Origin of the sequence: Asticcacaulis sp. (assembly GCF_047605585.1) — a bacterium.
Taxonomy (GTDB): Bacteria; Pseudomonadota; Alphaproteobacteria; order Caulobacterales; family Caulobacteraceae; genus Asticcacaulis.
The window spans coordinates 1-18,895 of record NZ_JASGFK010000002.1; the positions used below are offsets into that span (position 1 = coordinate 1).

Here is an 18,895-nt window from a genome sequence, read left to right on the forward strand (position 1 = left end):
CCTGGGCACTTTCCCCTCGATTGCACAGCTCGATGACACCGGCCTGTTTCAGTGCGTCCGGATAGGCGGGAGGCCAGGAGCGGCCGACCATGGCCGTTCTGGTCTCGGGACAGGCTTCACGAATCCATGCAGTCAACGTTGTGCGCCCCCGGAGCAAATTTTGATGGCTCGATCTATCGATTAAGATCGATCAGTCCTTCTTGGTGGGTGACTTATGAACTCATGCCATTATTGTGGCGCGGGGTGGCTGCTAACGCAGAAATCAGCGCACCGAGCACGATCGCTTTCGGCGTCAATTCTCGATGGTTTCGGTCTGTGCAGGACCTTTATTGTAAAAACATAGCTTCAGATGCCAAAAACGTAATGAAAATGCCGAACAGTCGCGAGACCTTAAATTCTATGACATTATTGGCACTATTGTCCCTTTCCTGAAATGACACTATGGTGACGATTTCGAGTCAATCCCGCGAGACTGCGGCGTTAATCGCAGAGAGCGCCATACATAAGCATCATTATGTATCACGTGCGCAATAATGTTTCACAATAAATATATTACTTGGCATATATTTGAAGCATTGTATCTAAATGGTAATTTAGATTTCGAATTTTATGTAAATTGCGATAATTATCCCACAATAATTCAACATGTCGCCATGTATGCCAAATTCAACTGGTCTGTGGCAGTTCTTCGACCATATAACCCAATTTGAAATAATTATTATTTCCCTCGAGTCCGAGACGCAACCGATCGAGGGGAATGAAATTAGATCGCGTTTCATAAGCACGGTCATATGTGTTGATGACTGTAGAAAAGCTGGGAGAGAAGATGAAGACGTCACGCCGCAAGGCACCCTCACACCTGAAATCCGCCGTTTCCCTGATTGCCCTCGCCGCTTTTGCCTCGGGCATGAGCAGCGGTGCCATGGCTCAGGAGACGACGACGGCGGCAACAACCGACGCCACCACGACAGACACCAGTGAACCGAAGGAAGTGGTCGTTGTTGGTGTGCGTAAGTCACTGCAATCGGCCCAGCAGATCAAGAAAAACGCCGATACTGTCGTCGATTCGATCACTGCCAACGATATCGGTTCATTCCCCGACAAGTCGGTGGCCGAAGCGCTGCAGCGCGTGGCCGGTATCACTGTCAACCGTTTCGCCGCTACCGGCGACACGGCTCACTTCTCAGCGGAACCCTCCGGCGTTATCGTCCGTGGCTTGCAGCAGGTGCGCTCCGAATTCAACGGTCGCGATATCTTCACGGCCGACTCCAACCGCGGCCTGTCCTGGTCGGACGTCTCGCCGGAACTGATGGGCGGCATCGATGTCTACAAGAATCAGACCGCGGATCTGATCGAAGGCGGTATTGCTGGCACGATCTCCCTGCGCACCCGCCTGCCCTTCGACCAGAAGGGCCGCCTGATCGCCGCCACGGCGGAGTATACCTATGGCGACCTGGCCGAGGACGGCAAGCTCGGCTATTCTGGCATCTATTCTGACCGCTGGCAGACCGATGCCGGCGAATTCGGTGTCATGCTGAACTTGGCCCATTCAGAGGTGACGACCAACTCGGAAGGCATCAAGTACGGCCGTATCGTCAAAGTGTCCAACGAGAACAACTGGGGCACGACCGATACCCGCTACATCCCCTCCTCTATCGGCATCAGCGACAATACCTACGACCGCGTCCGTGACGGTGGCTCTTTCGCTGCCCAATGGCAGAACAACGACCACACCATGCTGGCCACCTTCCAGTACAATATATCGCGCAAGCACGAGACGTGGGAAGAGTATGTGATGACCTCGTCTTCGGGCGCCAGCGCCTATGGCAAGGACTACGATTATCTGTCCACCTCCGATAGTGAAGTGCAGTGCCTCAACGGCACGACCTGTACCTTCGACGACGACGGTTTCTTATCTTCCGGAACCTTGGTGAGCGGTGGCAATTCCTACAAAGGCCAGGTGACACAGGCGGACGGTACGGACTGGATCAATTATGACTGGAGCGGCGGTGGCGGTCAGCTGGGCACCGACTTCACTACCACGACGCGGTACAGCGACAGCGTGAACGATACGCAGGACGCCTCGTTCAACTTCAAGTGGGACCCCACCGATCGCCTGAAGCTGAACTTCGATGTCCAATACATCAAGGCGACCCAGACCAATTACGACATCTCAGCTGAATTGGCGACCTATGCCGATACAAGCTGGGATCTAACGGGGGATATACCGCACTTCACGGTTAGCAACCCGACCAATATCGACGTCACCGAAGGCGGTATCACCGATCCGGCCAATTATCGCCTGACCGATCTCATGGACCATGTGACCGATAGCGATGGCACGGAAGCCGCCGCTCGTTTCGACGCAGAATACAGCTTCGACTCGCCGTGGCTGAGAAGCATCAAGGTGGGCGCGCGCGTTGCCGACCGTGACCAGACGGTGCGCTGGACGACGTACAACTGGGCCAGTGTCGTGAACTACTGGAGCAGCTATAGCGCCGACGACTATTTCATCACCGGCAGCTCGTTCCCGGATTCGAACGCCTACGGCGTGAAGAACTTCGATTCCAATTTCTTCGGTGGCGGCGTCACCAATGCCACATCGGCCGTATTCTTCAACATCGATTACCTGAAGAACCAGTCCCTGATGGCCGAGATGTTCGGCAAGGACAATTACACCGCCGGCGGTTCCAATGCGTGGGAATCGGTTTGTGACCGCGATGGCCTGGTAGAAGGCTGCTTCAAGGCGGCGGAAATCGCCAAGGTCTCCGAATCGACCAAAGCCTTGTATGCCGAACTCAAGTTCGGCGGCAATGAAGCGACCATCTTCAATGGTGTGACGGTCAGCGGCAATATCGGCCTGCGCTATGTTGTCACTCAGAATGACAGCACAGGCGGCGTGAACTATTCAAGCGGCCTGACCTATTCGACAAGTGCGACCGAAACTCAGGCAGACGGTACGGTCATCCCGAGCATGACCTATTATATCAGTGCCGACGACCGCCTGTTCATGACCTCAAGTGATGAGATATATACGGCTTCGGTTACCCATCGGAACTGGTTGCCCAGTTTCAACGTCCGGTTCGGTCTGTCGGACAAGTGGTTCGTCCGCTTCGCGGCCTCGAAGGCCATGTCGCGCCCGGATATCGGCAATCTGAAATACTACAAGACGGTCAGCGCCACCACGCCGAGTTCCAGCGAACTGAGCTGCGGCGTCGGTTTCACCTGTGATGCCGACGGCAACATCGTCAGCACAAACATCACATACACGGCTCAAGCCAATAACCCGTATCTGAAGCCGATCACCGCCGACCAGTTCGACCTGACGCTAGAGAACTACTTCTCCAGCACGGGATCATTCACCTTCAACCTGTTCTACAAGAAGTTCCACGACTACATCCAGTATGGCAAGTGGTACCAAGACTTCACCAACAATGGGGTAACGCGTACGGTTGAAGTCAGTGGCCCAATCAACGGCCAGGGCGCTTCCGTCAAGGGCTTCGAAGTGGCCTATCAGCGCTTCTTCGACTTCCTGCCCTCACCGTGGAACGGTCTGGGTGTCCAGGCCAACTACACCCACATCAAGAACACCGGCGTCAGCAGCACGGGTCTGGCCGTCAATTCCGGCGACGGTTCCTCCGGTCAATCGGGTGGCGGCACCACAAAGAGCGCCAATACCTACAACGATCTGCCACTGGAAGGCCTGTCAGACGATACGTTTAACGTCGTCGGTATGTTCGAAAAGGGCAAATGGTCGGCCCGCGCTGCCTATAACTGGCGTTCCCAGTATCTGGTTACGGCCCAGGATTGTTGCGTCGCCTACCCAGTTTGGCAGCGCGCTGCAGGATATCTCGATGCCCGTATCGCATATCGCCTAAACGACAATTGGGAGCTGTCGCTGGAAGGTTCCAACCTGCTTAACACCCGCACGGAGCTCATGCAGCAGGTTGAGGGGCCGACGGATGAGAATCCGGACACCGCTCGCAAGCTCGTCGACTACGCCTGGTATCAGAATGACCGCCGCCTGCAGGCAACGGTTCGCCTGAAGTTCTAGGGCATACACTACGCAGGCCAGCCCTCCCTTTTCTGATCTGAAATGGGGAGGGCTGGCTTACGTGTGTTTCTATTAGTTAAATATAAACAGTAATTTATATTTAATTCAGCGTAGAACGACCTCTATCGTGGAGAGGGTGAAATAATCGTCTCCAAAGTTATCCATATAGGGTGGAGGCGCCGCGCCCGAGAGACGCGGTGCTTTTTTTGTGCCTTGCCTCATCAGGGTTGATGCGCCCGTTCAGCCGATAAATACGATCAGAACTTTCTATTTAAACAATTTGTGGTTACATGGGGCCCGGTTTAGCTCCGTGGGTTATCTACTGAATGTTTGTTGAGAAAGATGGCGATCCCTCAGCCCTCCTCGGCCGTAATCTGACGATTGGGCTGCTCGATCATGTCGGCAAGGCGATCGTCACCGGCGTCTACGATAACAAGCCCTTCCCCACCGAGGCGCAGCTTGCTGATCAATACCGCGTCAGTCGCTCGGTCACACGCGAAGCCGTAAAGATGCTCACCGCCAAGGGTCTGCTGACGGCGCGGCCGAGGCAAGGCACGGTGATCCAGGCGACCCTGCACTGGAACCTGCTCGACAAGGACGTGCTTCGCTGGTTGCTGGAGCGCAAGTTTTCCCTGCAGCTACTACGCCAGTTCACCGAACTGCGTGTCTCGATCGAGCCCAAGGGCGCTGAGTTGGCGGCCAATAACGCAACTTATAACGACCTGCAGCGCATGAAGGCCGCGTTCGACCGCATGGTGTTGGCCGATGGCGGGGAAGGCGATCCGACCGAGGCTGACATCAACTTCCACGTCTCCATCCTCTATGCGTCGGGCAATCCGTTCTATTATCAGTTTCAGGAAATGATCCGCACGGCGCTGATGACCTCGATCTCGTTCACCACACGCGTCAACGGCGTGACTCCGAACATCGTGGCGCATGAGAATATCATGAAGGCCATTTTCGACCGCGACCCGCGCCGCGCCTATGACGCCATGCACCTGATCGTCAATGACGTGCTGATGGTCATTTACGAGCAGGAAGCCCAGAACAAGCTGAAAGCCTAATTTACGGCCGGATGACCGGCTTGCCGTCCACCCAGTCGAGTGGCGAGATATACATGGCACGGTAGCGCTTGCGCGGATTTTCAGTGTTGCGCCAGCCATGATAGGCGATCCAGGTCCGCCCCTGGAACTCAAAGACGCTCTGGTGGCCCGGACCGATCAGATCCGTGGCGCTCTTGAGAATAGGGTTTTCCGATGCATCCTGGCATGGCCCGACCGGACCGGTGCAGAGCGCATAACCGGTGGCGTACTTGTCACTGCCATAGTCGTTAGCGGCGTAGATCATGTAGTAGCGACCATCGTGCTTGATCATCTGCTCGCCTTCGACCACCCCGCCTTCCCAAGGCTGGTCATTGGTCACGCCTTCGACAAGCGCCGGCTGACCGGCCAGGTGCAAGCCATCGGGCGTCAGGCGCTGGGCGATGATACCGATGGGCACACCGCAGCAATTGCCATCGGTCTTGACGTAGAGCCAGAGATCATCGCCGTCGCGAAAGGGACTGGCGTCGATGGCGCCCAGTTCGCCACCGCAGGTCAAGGGTGCGGATTGCGGCTTAAAGGGGCCTTCTGGCTTGTCGGCGACCGCAGCGCCCACACAGAGGGTCAGGCCATCCGGACGCATCCGTGTCTTGTGCCGGCCCGCGAAATACATGACGTATTTATCGCCGATCTTCATCACCTCGGGGGCCCAGATATCCGGTCCGTCAGATCGCACCCAGCGTGGGAGTTCCGGCATGGCCTCGATGGGCGCACTCCAGCTTTTCCCGTCGCTTGAGCGTGAGAAGGGAATGTGCAGCGGCTTGCCGTTCGGCTTGCCATTTGTGGCATAGGCGACCAGTCCCTCCCCTACCGGCAGGACCAGGGGGTCGGGGAAATTGACATCTAGCACTGGCGTTGCAGCATGGACGGAGCCGGCCATAAAGCCCAGCGCCGTCAGGGCAGCGGAAAAGTGACGCTTCATTTGGGTGCCTCGAAGGGTACGTTTTCCTTGACGGGTTCGCCGAAGACCGGATGGCCGTCAGGTCCCCAAGTGAAGGGCTGAATATGCGGTGCGCGTTTCGGCGAGCAGCCCATGCCGGGCCCGGAATTCGCGTGATAGATGATCCAGTTGGTCTTGCCATCGGGCGAGGTGAAGAAGCCGTTATGGCCCGTGGCATAGACGCCATTGGCCACAGACTTGGAAAGCACCGGTGTCGGCGATTTGGTCCAGGCCTTGGGATCGGTCGGGTCGCTGCCCTTTGGCGCGCTCAGGAGGCCTAGGGCATAGTCGTCTGACCAGCAGGCGCTGGCGGAATAGGTAATGAACAACTGGCCGTCCGGTCCCGGCAAGAACTCAGGCCCTTCGACGATCTTGCGGCCACCCTGCTGTTCCCACGTCTGATCGGGGATGGCAATGATGGTCTCGCCGCCGGTCAGGGTCCAGGGGTTGGACATCAGGGAAATGCTCAGCACGCTGCCAATCTCGGCGTAGGCGGAATAGATGAAATAGGATTTGCCGTCATATTCGAAAGTCGTTCCGTCGATACCGGGAAGGGCTGTATTCACCCGCCCCTTGTCGGTCCAGCTGCCTTCGGTGGGATCGGCATTGTCGTTTTCCAGCACGAAGACGCCACGATGCTGGTCATCGTCAGCCCCCGCCTGCGCCGCCGTATAATAGAGGAACCACTTGCCGTCGATCTTGTGCAGTTCCGGCGCCCAGATCGAGATGGAATTGATCGCATCGCGCGGCGGCACCCAGGTCTTGCGCTTCGCCTTGTCGAGCGCCGTGAGATCGTCGGTCTTCCAGATGGTGATCTTGTTGCCCAGGGTATGCATGTAATAATAGGTGTCGCCGTCACGCGTCACCCATGGGTCCGGCCCCGATGGCAGCAGCGGATTTGTGTAGGTGCCGGCCGACGTTTCAGCATTGGCGACAAGCGGCGCCGCCAGCATCATGGCCGCGGCAAGAAGGGGTAAACCCAGGGCGGATTTCGGCATTGCTTCAGGCTCCCTAAATTATATTATTTATAGGACCATAACCAAGATACTATTGATAGACAACAGGATTCTGGCGGCTTGATTCAAAAAAGAGGCCTTTCTGCGCGGGGCAGAAAGGCCAGGACCAGCTATAGTCAGGGAACCATGCCGGGGAGAAATCTTTTCGCTCTATATCTTCCCCCGCTCACGCAGGGGAGGATCAAGAACGACTAGTAATGGAAGTGGATACCCACCGAGTAGACAGTTTCTTCGGTGCGGACACCAAGGGTGTACTTTCCGCCGGTGCTGCCGTTGATGTCATTCAGATAGACACGGTACAGTTGCAACGGCTTCGGGAACAGGTTGTTCAGATCCAGCGAGAGACTCAGATTATCCGAAAGCTTGTACCCGGCCGAGAAGTCGATGCGCTGCGTACCCTTGTAGTAGACGCAACCCGGATTGCCGGCATATTCATCATTGGTATCGCAATAGCTCAACCACTTGCTGCGGGCATTATAGGTCAGACGCGCCGACCAAGGGCCGTTTTCGAACATACCAGTGAGGTTGCCAGTCAGGCGCGAAACGCCGGCCTGGTTCTTATCTTGCTCCGCCGTACTCTTCACATGGCTGTCCATGTAGGTCGCATTGGCCTGGATGCCGAAGTGACTGGCCCAGGTCGGCAGGAAGTCAAAGTCGAAGAAGGTGTTGAACTGCACTTCCGCACCCTTGAACGCGACGTGGGCAGAATTGTAAGGCACCGTGATTTTCACGTTCTGCGTATCGGTCGGGTATTGCGGCGTCGTTTCCGTCGCGGGACGATCCGGGTCCGGCGTTGTATCGTTGGTGAAGCTCGTGTCGGTGATCGTGATCGTGTGATAGTTGATGAAGCCATCGACCTCGCGATTGAACAGGTCGGCCGCGAACAAGCCCGTCGTGCCGAAATAATGTTCGTAGGTGACGTCGAAATTATCAGAGGTGTAAGGCTTCAAATCGATATTACCCGAACTGCCGCCGTTGTGGTAGAATATGCTGCCATCATAAGAAAGACCGTCGCCCGGATTCACCGTATAGTTGGGGTTCAGGTCGGAGAAGTTCGGACGCGTCCGGGTCTTGTTGGCCGCCAGGCGCACCTGCGTCTTGTCGGACAGGTGGAAGCGCATGCTGGCGGTCGGGAGGGTGTCGGTATAGTCACTGTCCGAGGTACGCTGGCTGCTGGTTACGCTTTCGTCGGTTTTGACGACACGCACGCCGACAATGCCATCGACCGGCACGGTCCCCAGATTAAAGGCATAGCTGCCCTGTACGAAGCCGGCCAGAGACTGTTCGTCCGCCGTGAAATGAGACGAGGTACTATAGGGCGGCGCACCGGTATCCCACCCCATCAATTGGCGAAGCATGGTGACATTGTTACGGATTGAGTCGTAGGTCGGCGTCACCCAGCTGCGCACAGACGGATAGGTACTGCCCACAAACCCTGCCTGACCGATTACCAGATCCAGACCCAGATCCGACATGAGGATATTACGATCTTCAACATTCAGATAACGATCACCGTTATCATAGCCCGCCTTCCTGTCGACGGCACGCATACCAAACTTGACCCGCGGCAACCACGACAGATTGGTCCGGTATTCGGCATCCGTGCGGAACTGGATGTCACGGCCGCGAGCTGCCAGTTGCCGGTCATAGAAGCCGCGCAATTTGAAATTGCTGGGGTCGGTCGTATCGAAATCATCGAGGGTGAAATTCACGCCGCCGTACTCGCCGGCATTATAATCGACATTGACGGTAGGGGTGCTGGTGGCCGCCCAGTCCAGACTGTAGACCGACAGCACATATTTCGACTCGGTGGTCGCCAGGTCGGTCGTGATCGTCCAGTTGCCGGGCGTCCATTTCGCGCCGATGGCTTCCTGCCAGGTGTCGGTGTGGTCGGTCGTGCCCGCCTGCCAGCCCTGCATACGGACCGGGTTGGTGACGCTCATACTCTCGATCTGTTTGCCGTCGTCACTCAGCTCGATATTGCTGTAATCGGAGCCACCCCATAGCGGCACTTCCATGTTGCGGTCCGAGGTCTTGGAGTTATAGCCTTGGTAAAGGAAGTCGGCATAAAGCTCCAATTCCTGATTGGGGCGCCATTGCAGCGCCGCATTGGCTGATGGACGCTCGCGGTCGTGTTGCGAATAGTTGACACCGATGTCGTCAGCAAAGCGGTTGCCGCCCGTAGACGCACTGACCCAGTTACCGATGAAGCGGTTCGAGTCGAGATACTGGAAGCGGTTGTAGGAAACGTTCAGCAGCGCGCCGAACTCCCCATGCGAGGTCGCCCAGCGGTCGCTGATCAGGAAGTTGCCGTTCGGCGAATACTTCTTAGACTGGTTGGCATAGAGATAATTGACCATGCCGGAGATTTCGCGGCCCTTGAAATCGAACGGACGGCGGCCACGCACGTTGATCAGGCCGGCAATGCCGCCTTCGACCTGGTCGGCGGTGGTAGACTTGTAGACTTCCAGCGCGGCCACGTTGCCGGCGGCGAAATCCTGCGAGGCGACAAAGCGGCCTTCAGCGGTGAAGATATCGCGGCCATTATAGCTCGTGGCGATATTCGGCAGGCCGCGCACCAGCACGCTGTCGGCTTCGCCGCCATCGCGCCCCACGGTAACGCCGGTCACCCGCGCCAGCGAGTCGGAGACAGTGGTATCCGGCAGCTTGCCGATTTCGGAGGCGACGACCGCGTCGACGATCTGGTCGGAATTCTTTTTCAGCGAGCGCGAAGAGGCCATGCTCTTGCGGATACCGGTCACTACGACCGTGGTGCTGGCATCGCCAGTGCCGCTGTCGGGCGTGGCGGACGTCTGGTCGGTGGTCGTGCTTGTGGTGGTCTGATTGGTCGTCTGGTTCGCGTCCTGAGCCAGCGCAGCGCCGCTCATGGCCAGAATCGACACGGCCGAGGCCGTAGCCAGTATATAAGCTTTGGTTTTCATTCCCTGTTCCGTTCTTGGATCGAGTTTTCGCGCTTTGTGGCAGTGCGCGCTGATTGCGATATATTATTTATATGATTATTAGTGCAATTCATTTTTTTATGGAAAGCAGCAATCTGCGGCCTATGATGCAATTATGCTACAATTTAAATATCGTCATAATTTCAGTTACATAACTTCAATAATCAGCAATTTTACTCCCTCGGCCATGCCGTGAAGACTAGCAAGTGCTTCATATTTATAATACTTTTTAGATGACTCTATCACAGGCCACGGTGCTGGAGTTTGCAGAGCAGGCGCAAAAAACCTAGATGCACCTTATGCCCGCAATTTTGCGGAATTGTCGAAAACAGCCTAATCCCGACAAAACGTTTTCTGCGCCCCCTCCAGGGAGTCGCTTCCGTGCGGTAAAGTTTAGTAAAAAAGTCTCGTAAAATCCTATAAAACAGGGGTTTCACGACTTTTGGGCACGATGCGTGAATTCACACGTCGCATTGCGGTCGCATTTCGCTCGGTCTTTATAAGGCGCGCACTTATGACAGCGACCACAAGCGCAGACACCAAAACAATTTTGTCTTTATTATCGTACAAATTAATTGTCAGCGCTGGTTACCGATGATAGGCAAACCGGCAGATACATGAAGAAGCATCCTTCAGATGCCGATAATAACAAGTCTTTCGGAGAAAACGCATGGATCGCCACATCCGTAATATCGTCATTGTTGGCGGCGGCTCCGCCGGCTGGATGGCCGCGGCCGCCCTGGGCAATGCCGTGCAGAAAGACTGTTCGATCACCCTGATCGAATCGGAGGATATCGGCACGGTCGGCGTCGGCGAAGCGACCATTCCGCCGATCCTGCGCTTCAACCAGACCCTCGGCATCGACGAGGCCGAGTTCATGCGCGCCACGCAAGGCTCGTTCAAACTTGGCATCCAGTTCGTCAACTGGGGTAAGCAGGGTCACAGCTATTTCCACCCCTTCGGTACCTTTGGCCGACCATTCGATCTGGTGAACCTGCATCACTACTGGTGGCAGGCCTTTGAAAACGGCGAAGTGACGGGCCTTGACGACTACTGCATGGCCTGGTCGGCGGCGAAACGCAACCGCTTCGCCCCGCCCTCGCATGATCCCCGCCATGTGCTGTCGACCTATGATTATGCCTATCATTTCGACGCCGGCCTCTATGCCCGCATGCTGCGCGGCTATGCCGAGGCCAAGGGGGTAAAACGCCAGGAAGGCAAGATCGTCGATGTCGCGCTCAATCCGGAAACCGGATACGTGCAGTCGGTGACACTGCAGGGCGGGCAGGTTATTGCCGGTGAGATGTTTATCGATTGCTCGGGCTTCCGTGGGTTACTGATCGAAGGCGCGCTCAAGACCGGCTACGACAACTGGTCGCACTGGCTGCCATGCGACCGCGCCCTGGCGGTCCCTTGTGCTGCCTCAGCCGATTTTACCCCCTATACCCGCTCGACCGCCCATCAGGCCGGCTGGCAGTGGCGCATCCCCTTGCAGCACCGTACCGGCAACGGCCATGTCTATGCCTCGCAATTTATCAGTGATGACGAGGCCGCGCGAGTGCTGATGGAAAATCTCGATGGCGCGCCTCTGGCCGATCCGCGCCCCCTCGCCTTTGTCACCGGCCGCCGACGCCAGTTCTGGAACAAGAATGTTGTCGCTATTGGTTTATCGAGCGGTTTTATGGAGCCGCTGGAATCGACCAGTCTCTACCTGATCCAGTCCGGAATCGCGAAGCTCCTGACCCTTTTCCCTGACAAGGATTTCGATCCTGTGCTGCGCAATGAATTCAACCGTCAGGCCCTTACGGAATTCGAGCGCATTCGTGACTTCATCATTCTGCACTACAAGCTAACCCAGCGTGACGATTCCCCGCTATGGCGTTATTGCGCTAATATGGAGGTGCCAGACTCATTGCAGGACTCGCTGGAACTGTTCGGGCGCTACGGCAAGATCCCCAGCAAGGAACTGGACCTCTTTGGCATGCATTCCTGGTTGGCGGTCCATATCGGCCAGCTGCATTTCCCGAAGCGCAACGATCCCCTCGCCGCTTATCGCAACACCGATGGCGTCGCCTGGCTCAATCGTTTCCGCGGCCTGATCGAAAATGCCGCGGAAGGACTGCCATCGCATATGGGCTATATCAAACAGGCCGGCATGTCAGCGCAGGCATAAAAAAGCCGGAAGCTTTTGGGCTTCCGGCTTTTTTATTACTTCTTCTTGAACGCCTTTTCGGCCTCTGCGGTCATGGCCTTGATCTGGGCCGGTTCGGCGGCACGATAGGGTGTACCGTCCGGATAGAAGATATCGTGGAACCAAAGGGTCGGCGGGGTCTTGGTATAGGGCTTTTCCCATGAGTCCCAAGGCATGTTGGTCTGGCTCTTGCCCAGCACGAAGCCCCAGTTGATGGCGCCGACATTGTATTTGCGCGCCATCGGCAGGGCTGAATCAAACGTTGAGCCGTTACCCCGGGCCATATATTCGGTCATGATCAGCGGACGACCATAGGGCTGCAGCGACTTGATGCGTTCTTCCAGGCGTTCGGGCCAGTCATAGCTGTGGAAGCTGATGACGTCCGACTCGTCGATCTGCACGCGCTCAACCGCGTTCAGCTTACCGTTCGGCGACCAGTCGTCATTGTGCCACACGCCCGAGGTCAGCGGTTGGATCGGGTCTTGCGTCCGCGCCCAGGCAAAGACCTGCGGCAGCAGCTTGGCGACCTGCGTCGTCTTGGTGGCTTCATCGAGCTGCTTGTAATTGCCGCCGCCCTGGTTATCTGGCTCGTTCCACACATCCCAGGCCAGGATGCGGTCATCCTTGGCAAAGGCACCGACAATGCCCTTGACATAGGATTCGTACTGGCTCCAGCCAGCCTCGTCCATCAGGCCGGCGGTGCCAGGCGACTGCACCCAGCCGGAATTATGCACACCGGGGATCGGCGGATGCTGCGGCCCCAGCTTCGGGTTCGGATCCCAGCAGGAATCGAACAGGACCAGCATCGGCTTGATGTGGTGCTTGGCCGCCAGATCGAGCACGATATTGATGCGCTTTTTGAAGCCTTCCGGATCCTGCGCCCACAACTGGTCTTGCAGGAAGATGCGCATGGTGTTCATGCCGATGCCCTCGGCATACCCGAACTCCTTGTCGATTTCGGCCGGGTTGAAGGTATCGGCCTGCCACATCTCGAACTGGTTGATCGCGTCGGTTGGCAGGAAGTTGGACCCCACCAGCCAGTGCTGCTGGCCATACCAAGAATTGGCCTTCGCCGCGGACCACCGAGACGTCTCGGCATGGGCAGGGGCGAACAGGCCCTGGGTCGATAAGGTCAGGGCACTCGCCACCATAAATACCTTCGCTACGGATGTCATTTTCATACGGAATTCCTCCCTGATCTTATTGAGTGCTGAAACGGTAGATCAGCGTGTTGGAATAGGTCTCTCCTGGGTGCAGCAGGGCAGAGCCGAAGGCCGGCTGGTTCGGCGTGTCCGGGAAGATCTGGGGTTCCAGCACGAAGGCGTCGCTCTCGCGGTAGATGCCGCCCGACTTGCCGGACGAGGTGCCATCCAGGAAATTGCCGGAATAGAACTGGATGCCCGGCTGATCGGAAAGCAGTTCGAGCTTGCGGCCCGAAACGTCGTCCTCCACGACGGCCATCAGGCGCGGTGCCGCCGCCTTTTCACGGCTGGCGACCCAGTTGTGATCATAGCCACGGCCGTAGACCAGTTGCTGATCCGAGGCATCGCGCACACGGGCACCGATGGGAGTTGGCGTGCGGAAATCGAACGCCGTGCCCTCGACCTTACGCACCTCACCCGTCGGAATGGCGCCGGAATCGGTAGGCAGGTAAGCGTCGGCCAGCAGGGTCAGCTTCGAGTCATTGACGCTGTGGGCCGAGCCCTCGCCGTTCAGGTTCCAGTAGGTGTGGTTAGTGATATTGACGATCGTCGTCCTGGTTGTCGTGGCTGTATACTTGATCGTCAGTTCGTTATTTTCATTGAGCGAATAGGTCGCGTGAACCGTCATCTGACCGGGATAGCCCATATCGCCATCCGGGCTGACATATTCCAGCTCGACCGAGGCGCTGTCGCCATCGGCGACCTGCACAACCTTCCAGTTGACCTTGTCGAAACCCTTGGTGCCGCCGTGCAGTGAATTGACGCCGTTATTGACCGGCGCCTGATAGGCCTTGCCATCGATCTTGTACTTGCCTTTGGCGATGCGATTGGCGAAGCGGCCGACCGTGGCCCCGAAATACTGCGGATTGGAGACATAGGTAGCGAGATCGCCATAGCCCAGCGCGATATCGGCCGGCTTGCCGTTGCGGTCCAGCGTCACCAAGGCCTGCAGGCTAGCGCCATAGGTAATGACCGTGGCGGACGTGCCCTTGTGATTGCTGAGCGTTATGGCCTCGACCGTCTGGCCACCGGCCAGCTTGCCGAAATCGCTGCGCTTGGCCTCGGCGCATTGACCCGCCATCGCTAGGGAAGCCCCCAGCAACAGGGTTAAAGCGCCCACCAGAGGCTGAACTCTACCCATTGTCGTTTCCTCACTTCAATTGTGTTTTGTCGTCGAACTGGGTCTTATCCTATTTATCTTATAATTAAAAGTCTGAATCTGCTTTGCTTATCGAAGCTGTGGAAACACTTCTGCGGGGCTCAGGAGAGATTGGTCAGCATGTCATTGATGCGGGTTTCGGCATCGGAGAGCGCACGATCAATAGGTTTTATGCCCACGATCGCCGCGTTCATTTCCTCGCTGACGATTTCCTGAATGGCGAACTGCTTCTGCACATCGCCCGGCAAACCCTGGCCATAGGCCGTGATAGAGGTGAGGTCGCTGCGATGCGGCTGGGCCTGGTAGGCCGGGTCGCTGATCACAGCCGCCAGGGAGGACAGGTGCCCGGATCGCGTCCATTCGGCCTCATGGGTTTTGAGGAATTTCAGCAGCCTGAACGCCGCCTCGGTCTCGGCCGGGGTGCGCGTCTTCACCGGCATTACCCAGGCATGGCCGTCGACAAAGGCCGCCGGACGGCTGCCGAACAGCTGTGGATAGGGCATGACTGTATAGCCCTTATAAAGCGGCCGACCCGGCGTATCGGCCTCGGCATCGAAGGCACCGATCATCCAGGTGCCGACGATATAGACTCCGCCCTGGCCATTGACAAAGGCCGCGGTCGCCGTGGCGTAGTCCTGGTCCCTCGTTGTCAGGTTTTCATCATAGAGCTGCTTGAACAGCCCGACGATCTCACGCGCATGCGGCGTATTCAGCCGTATATGTTTCGGGTCCGGGAAGATGACCTCATCCTGGGCCAGCAGGTAGGTATAGAGATTGCGCGCGAAGGCGGCCCGCTCATTGACCGTGGACTGGACGAAATAAGGTTTGCCGGTGCGCTGGCGGAACTGACGGACCTGAACCAGCAGTTCGGCGGCATTGCGCGGCAGGACAGGACGGCCGTTGCGCACCAGCCCGGCCTTGGCGAACAGGTTCATATTGATGTGAAACAGCTGCGTCCAGCTGTCGAACGGCAGGCCATAGATATCGCCATCCAGGGTCACGGCGCGGCGTGACACCGGCGTGAACTGATCGGGCGTTATGCCTTCGCGTGCCAGCCCCTCCCCTAGCGGCATCAACAGGTGATGCTTCTGGTAATCGGGGATCACCACCATATGCATGGTCACCAGATCCGGTGCATCCTCGGCGGCGAACTGGGCCGACAACTGGTCATAGCCCGGCCAGGCCACCGTATTGACCGTCAGGCGGATATCGGGATTTTCGGCTTCGAAACGGTCCAGCAGAGATGTGACGATCTCGCATTCGCCGTTGGGATTGAGGCGCGGCGGCTGGCCTTTAGGCACATGGGCACGGCAATCGCCAAAAATGCGCTGGACGACCAGAGGCGTGCGCGGATCGGGCTTTTCGCATGAGCCTGCGGTCAGCGGCAGCAGCAGGATCAGCAGGAGACGAAACCAGGTCTTCACAGCCGTATGATCCCTGTGATCGCCGAAACGATATGCTTCTGGAAGACAATATAGACCATCAGGACCGGAAGGCCGGCCAGGACCGCTTCTGCCATCAGCACCCCCATGCCGGTCACCTCGGCATAGTTGGTCTGGGCCGCGGCCATGCCCTCGGTCAGGGTATACATATCTGGCCGGGTCGCCGAGATCAGCGGCCACCAGTAGTCGTTCCATGATTGCAGGAAGGTATAGATACCGAGACTGGCCAGGGCGGGCACGGTCTGGGGCAAGAGAATGCGCCAGAAGATGGCGAAGGACGAGGCACGGTCGAGCCGGGCGGCATCTTCCAAGCCCTGTGGCAGGGCGCGGAAGGTTTCGGTCATCAGGAAGACGCCGAGTGGCGCCGACAGGCCCGGCAGGACCAGGGCGAGATAAGTGTTGTGCAAGTGCAGGGTGGAAAAAATGTGGTGGCGGGTTAAAATCAATGATTGATCTGGAATGGCCAGGCCCAGCAGGACCAGGACATATAGCCAGTTACGCAGAGGAAAATTCAGGCGACCGAAGGCATAGCCGGCAAACGACGACAGGGTCAGGACACCCAAGACTGATAAGGTGGATACGATCAGCGAGTTGAGGAACCAGCGGAAGATCGCCGGGGTCTTCAGCAGGGCGCCGTAATTGGCCACCGTGTAGGAGCCCAGCGGATTGAGCGGCGCCTGACGCATCAAATCCGTATTGCTGCGAAGGGACAGGAATACCGTCCACAACAGCGGCAGGAGGATCAGGGCCAGCATGACGGCACAGAACCCCCAGCGCAACCAGCGCCAGACATCGCGGCCCCGCACGGTACTCATCGCCACCTCCGCCGGAACTGCTCGGCCAGCCAGCGCCATACCGGCGGCACCATAACGACCGTCAGCACCAGGGCGAACAGCATCTGCGAAGCCGCCGCCGCATAGCCCATGTCCCAGTGATTGAAGCCGGTCTCATAGATATAGAGGACGAGCGAGCGCGACGCCCCATTGGGACCGCCTTGAGTCAAAAGCTGGGGCTGCCCGAAGACCTGGAACTGCAAGGCGCATTCATAGGCGGTGACCAGAATCAGGGTCGAGGTGACGCCCGGCAGGGTGATGCGGCGAAAGATCGACCAGGGCGTGGCGCGGTCGAGCGCCGCCGCCTCATAGACCGACCGGGGTATCTGCTGGAGGGCGGACAGGAACAGCATCATCGGCAACCCTAAGCTCCACCAGACGGTAATAATGGCCAGGCTCGGCAGGACAAGGTTTTGGTCGCTGAGATAGGGCAAGGATTTCAGATGCAGGGCATGCGACAGGTGGGCGAGAAAGCCGCCATCGGGCACCAGGATCTGGCGCCAGATAAGGGTCAGGACCGTTACCGACAGGACCGACGAGGCGAAGACGGCGCTGCGCATGAAGGCGGAGAAGCGGTCAGCGCGGTTCAGAGCCAGCGCCAGGCATAGCGCCAGAACGACCAGAAGAGGCACGCTCAGGGCCACGAACAGCAGGCTGTTGACCAGGGCTTGCAGGAAGGTCCGGTCACGGAAGAGGCGAATATAGTTCTCGAAGGCGATGAAGTGTTCACCGCCGAACAGGTTGGCGCGGTAGAGGCTGAGGCGCATGCCGGCCAGCAGCGGATAGACCAGCAGCCACAAATAGATGCTGAGAAACGGCAGGGCGAACAAAAGATTGCGCCAGCCCTTCAGGCTGTATGGCTGGGAGGAGACCGCCATCAGGCCGGCTCCGGATGCCAGGCACGGCCATCGGCATCGAACAGATGGGCGCGGCCGCCATCCAGCTTCACACCGACGCGGTCGCCGGGCTGGTGGAGGCTGACGCCAGCCTCGGTGGCCACCAGTTCGCTGCCATCGGCCAGGCGGACATGGACCCACGACTGCTCACCCAACCGCTCGACAAAATCGACCGTGGCTGGGATATGCGGCGTCTTGGGCGTGGTCAGCTCGACATGTTCGGCGCGCAGGCCCAGTCGCCAGTCAGTGGATTGGGGTAGTGTATCGGTTCTGATGACGGTGTGGATGTCGCCTTCGGGCAGACGAAAGATCGCCCGGCCCCCCTCGCCCGCGACCACGTCCCCCATGAGCACATTCATCGGCGTTGCGCCGACAAACTGCGCCACGAACAGATTGGCCGGCCGGCTGAACAGCTCCAGCGGCGTGCCGATCTGCTGGATACGATGATCGTGCATGACCATGATGCGCGAGGCCAGGGTCATGGCCTCGACCTGATCGTGGGTCACCATGACGACCGTGGCCAGGAGGCTGCGCCCCAGAGTCGCCAGTTCGCGGCGGGTCTTCAGGCGCAGGGCGGGATCGAGGCTGGAAAGTGGCTCATCCATCAGCAGGATGTCAGGCTTTTTCACCAGGGCGCGGCCAAGGGCGACGCGCTGTTGCTGACCGCCAGAAAGCTTGCCAGGCTTCTTGTCGAGAAAGGAGTCAATGGCCAGGCTTCTGGCCGTCTCCTGAATGCGCACGGCGATCTCGACCGGGGGCACACCCATATTGCGCAGGCCAAAGGCCAGGTTTTCCGCCACCGTCATGTGCGGATAGAGGGCATAGTCCTGGAAAACCATGGCCACGCCGCGATCGCCGGCCTCCATAGCGTGGATCGGGCGGCCATTCAGGAATATCTCACCGCCATCGACAGCCTCAAGGCCGGCGATCAGGCGCAGCAGGGTGGTCTTGCCGCAGCCGGAGGGGCCCAGGATCACAAAGAATTCGCCCTTGCCGATCGTCAGGTTCAGGTTATCGAGCACCCGGTTGCCATCAAAGGCCTTGGCCACGGCGCGGAATTCGAGCCCCTGATTTTCCGGCGAGTTATCCATTTCGTTCCCTG

The 18,895-nt window shown here is 58.0% G+C and carries 12 protein-coding genes; 3 read left to right on the plus strand and 9 right to left on the minus strand.

Annotated elements, in window-relative coordinates; all coding sequences use genetic code 11:
- The first annotated feature begins 826 nt into the window (after positions 1–826).
- A complete protein-coding gene (locus QM647_RS05885; RefSeq protein ID WP_414994576.1) occupies positions 827–4,054 on the plus strand; it encodes a TonB-dependent receptor in 3,228 nt (1,075 codons plus the stop codon).
- A gap of 326 nt (positions 4,055–4,380) precedes the next feature.
- On the plus strand, positions 4,381–5,118 hold the full coding sequence (locus QM647_RS05890; RefSeq protein ID WP_414994577.1) for a FadR/GntR family transcriptional regulator: 738 nt from the start codon (positions 4,381–4,383) through the stop codon (positions 5,116–5,118).
- 1 nt (position 5,119) lies between these two features.
- Here the strand turns inward: QM647_RS05890 and QM647_RS05895 are convergent, their stop codons facing one another.
- The 3 genes from QM647_RS05895 to QM647_RS05905 all read right to left on the minus strand — a co-directional run bounded on the left by QM647_RS05895 (position 5,120) and on the right by QM647_RS05905 (position 10,052).
- The gene (locus QM647_RS05895) at positions 5,120–6,076 is read right to left on the minus strand and encodes a glycoside hydrolase family 43 protein (protein WP_414994578.1); all 957 of its coding nucleotides are present in this window, start codon (positions 6,074–6,076) and stop codon (positions 5,120–5,122) included.
- Positions 6,073–7,092, minus strand: coding sequence for a family 43 glycosylhydrolase (locus QM647_RS05900; RefSeq protein WP_414994579.1), 1,020 nt, complete (start codon positions 7,090–7,092; stop codon positions 6,073–6,075). Before QM647_RS05900 ends, QM647_RS05895 begins: the two co-directional genes overlap by 4 nt.
- Positions 7,093–7,301: 209 nt before the next feature.
- Positions 7,302–10,052, minus strand: coding sequence for a TonB-dependent receptor (locus QM647_RS05905; RefSeq protein ID WP_414994580.1), 2,751 nt, complete (start codon positions 10,050–10,052; stop codon positions 7,302–7,304).
- Positions 10,053–10,740: 688 nt separating this feature from the next.
- Here QM647_RS05905 and QM647_RS05910 point away from each other — a divergent pair.
- Entirely contained in the window at positions 10,741–12,243 is a 1,503-nt protein-coding gene (locus QM647_RS05910) for a tryptophan halogenase family protein (RefSeq protein ID WP_414994581.1), read from the plus strand.
- A 35-nt stretch (positions 12,244–12,278) separates the two neighbouring features.
- On the opposite strand, the gene QM647_RS05915 is transcribed toward QM647_RS05910, so the two are convergent.
- From QM647_RS05915 to QM647_RS05940, 6 genes are all read right to left on the minus strand, one after another.
- A complete protein-coding gene (locus tag QM647_RS05915) occupies positions 12,279–13,442 on the minus strand; it encodes a 1,4-beta-xylanase (protein ID WP_414994582.1) in 1,164 nt (387 codons plus the stop codon).
- Positions 13,443–13,461: 19 nt separating this feature from the next.
- Complete coding sequence (locus QM647_RS05920) at positions 13,462–14,604, minus strand: aldose epimerase family protein (RefSeq protein ID WP_414994583.1); 1,143 nt, start codon at positions 14,602–14,604, stop codon at positions 13,462–13,464.
- A 119-nt stretch (positions 14,605–14,723) separates the two neighbouring features.
- Positions 14,724–16,046, minus strand: coding sequence for an extracellular solute-binding protein (locus tag QM647_RS05925; RefSeq protein ID WP_414994584.1), 1,323 nt, complete (start codon positions 16,044–16,046; stop codon positions 14,724–14,726).
- Positions 16,043–16,879, minus strand: a complete 837-nt coding sequence (locus tag QM647_RS05930) for a carbohydrate ABC transporter permease (protein ID WP_414994585.1) — start codon at positions 16,877–16,879, stop codon at positions 16,043–16,045. Before QM647_RS05930 ends, QM647_RS05925 begins: the two co-directional genes overlap by 4 nt.
- Entirely contained in the window at positions 16,876–17,775 is a 900-nt protein-coding gene (locus tag QM647_RS05935; protein WP_414994586.1) for a carbohydrate ABC transporter permease, read from the minus strand. The genes QM647_RS05930 and QM647_RS05935 overlap by 4 nt, the downstream gene beginning before the upstream one ends.
- Positions 17,775–18,884, minus strand: a complete 1,110-nt coding sequence (locus QM647_RS05940) for an ABC transporter ATP-binding protein (protein WP_414994587.1) — start codon at positions 18,882–18,884, stop codon at positions 17,775–17,777. Before QM647_RS05940 ends, QM647_RS05935 begins: the two co-directional genes overlap by 1 nt.
- Positions 18,885–18,895: the final 11 nt, after the last annotated feature.

Excerpts from the sequence above, each read along its gene's own strand:
- QM647_RS05885 (WP_414994576.1), top strand. The coding sequence starts at position 827 with ATGAAGACGTCACGCCGCAAGGCACCCTCACACCTGAAATCCGCCGTT.
- QM647_RS05890 (WP_414994577.1), top strand. The coding sequence starts at position 4,381 with ATGTTTGTTGAGAAAGATGGCGATCCCTCAGCCCTCCTCGGCCGTAAT.
- QM647_RS05895 (WP_414994578.1), bottom strand. The coding sequence starts at position 6,076 with ATGAAGCGTCACTTTTCCGCTGCCCTGACGGCGCTGGGCTTTATGGCC.
- QM647_RS05900 (WP_414994579.1), bottom strand. The coding sequence starts at position 7,092 with ATGCCGAAATCCGCCCTGGGTTTACCCCTTCTTGCCGCGGCCATGATG.
- QM647_RS05905 (WP_414994580.1), bottom strand. The coding sequence starts at position 10,052 with ATGAAAACCAAAGCTTATATACTGGCTACGGCCTCGGCCGTGTCGATT.
- QM647_RS05910 (WP_414994581.1), top strand. The coding sequence starts at position 10,741 with ATGGATCGCCACATCCGTAATATCGTCATTGTTGGCGGCGGCTCCGCC.
- QM647_RS05915 (WP_414994582.1), bottom strand. The coding sequence starts at position 13,442 with ATGAAAATGACATCCGTAGCGAAGGTATTTATGGTGGCGAGTGCCCTG.
- QM647_RS05920 (WP_414994583.1), bottom strand. The coding sequence starts at position 14,604 with ATGGGTAGAGTTCAGCCTCTGGTGGGCGCTTTAACCCTGTTGCTGGGG.
- QM647_RS05930 (WP_414994585.1), bottom strand. The coding sequence starts at position 16,879 with ATGAGTACCGTGCGGGGCCGCGATGTCTGGCGCTGGTTGCGCTGGGGG.
- QM647_RS05935 (WP_414994586.1), bottom strand. The coding sequence starts at position 17,775 with ATGGCGGTCTCCTCCCAGCCATACAGCCTGAAGGGCTGGCGCAATCTT.
- QM647_RS05940 (WP_414994587.1), bottom strand. The coding sequence starts at position 18,884 with ATGGATAACTCGCCGGAAAATCAGGGGCTCGAATTCCGCGCCGTGGCC.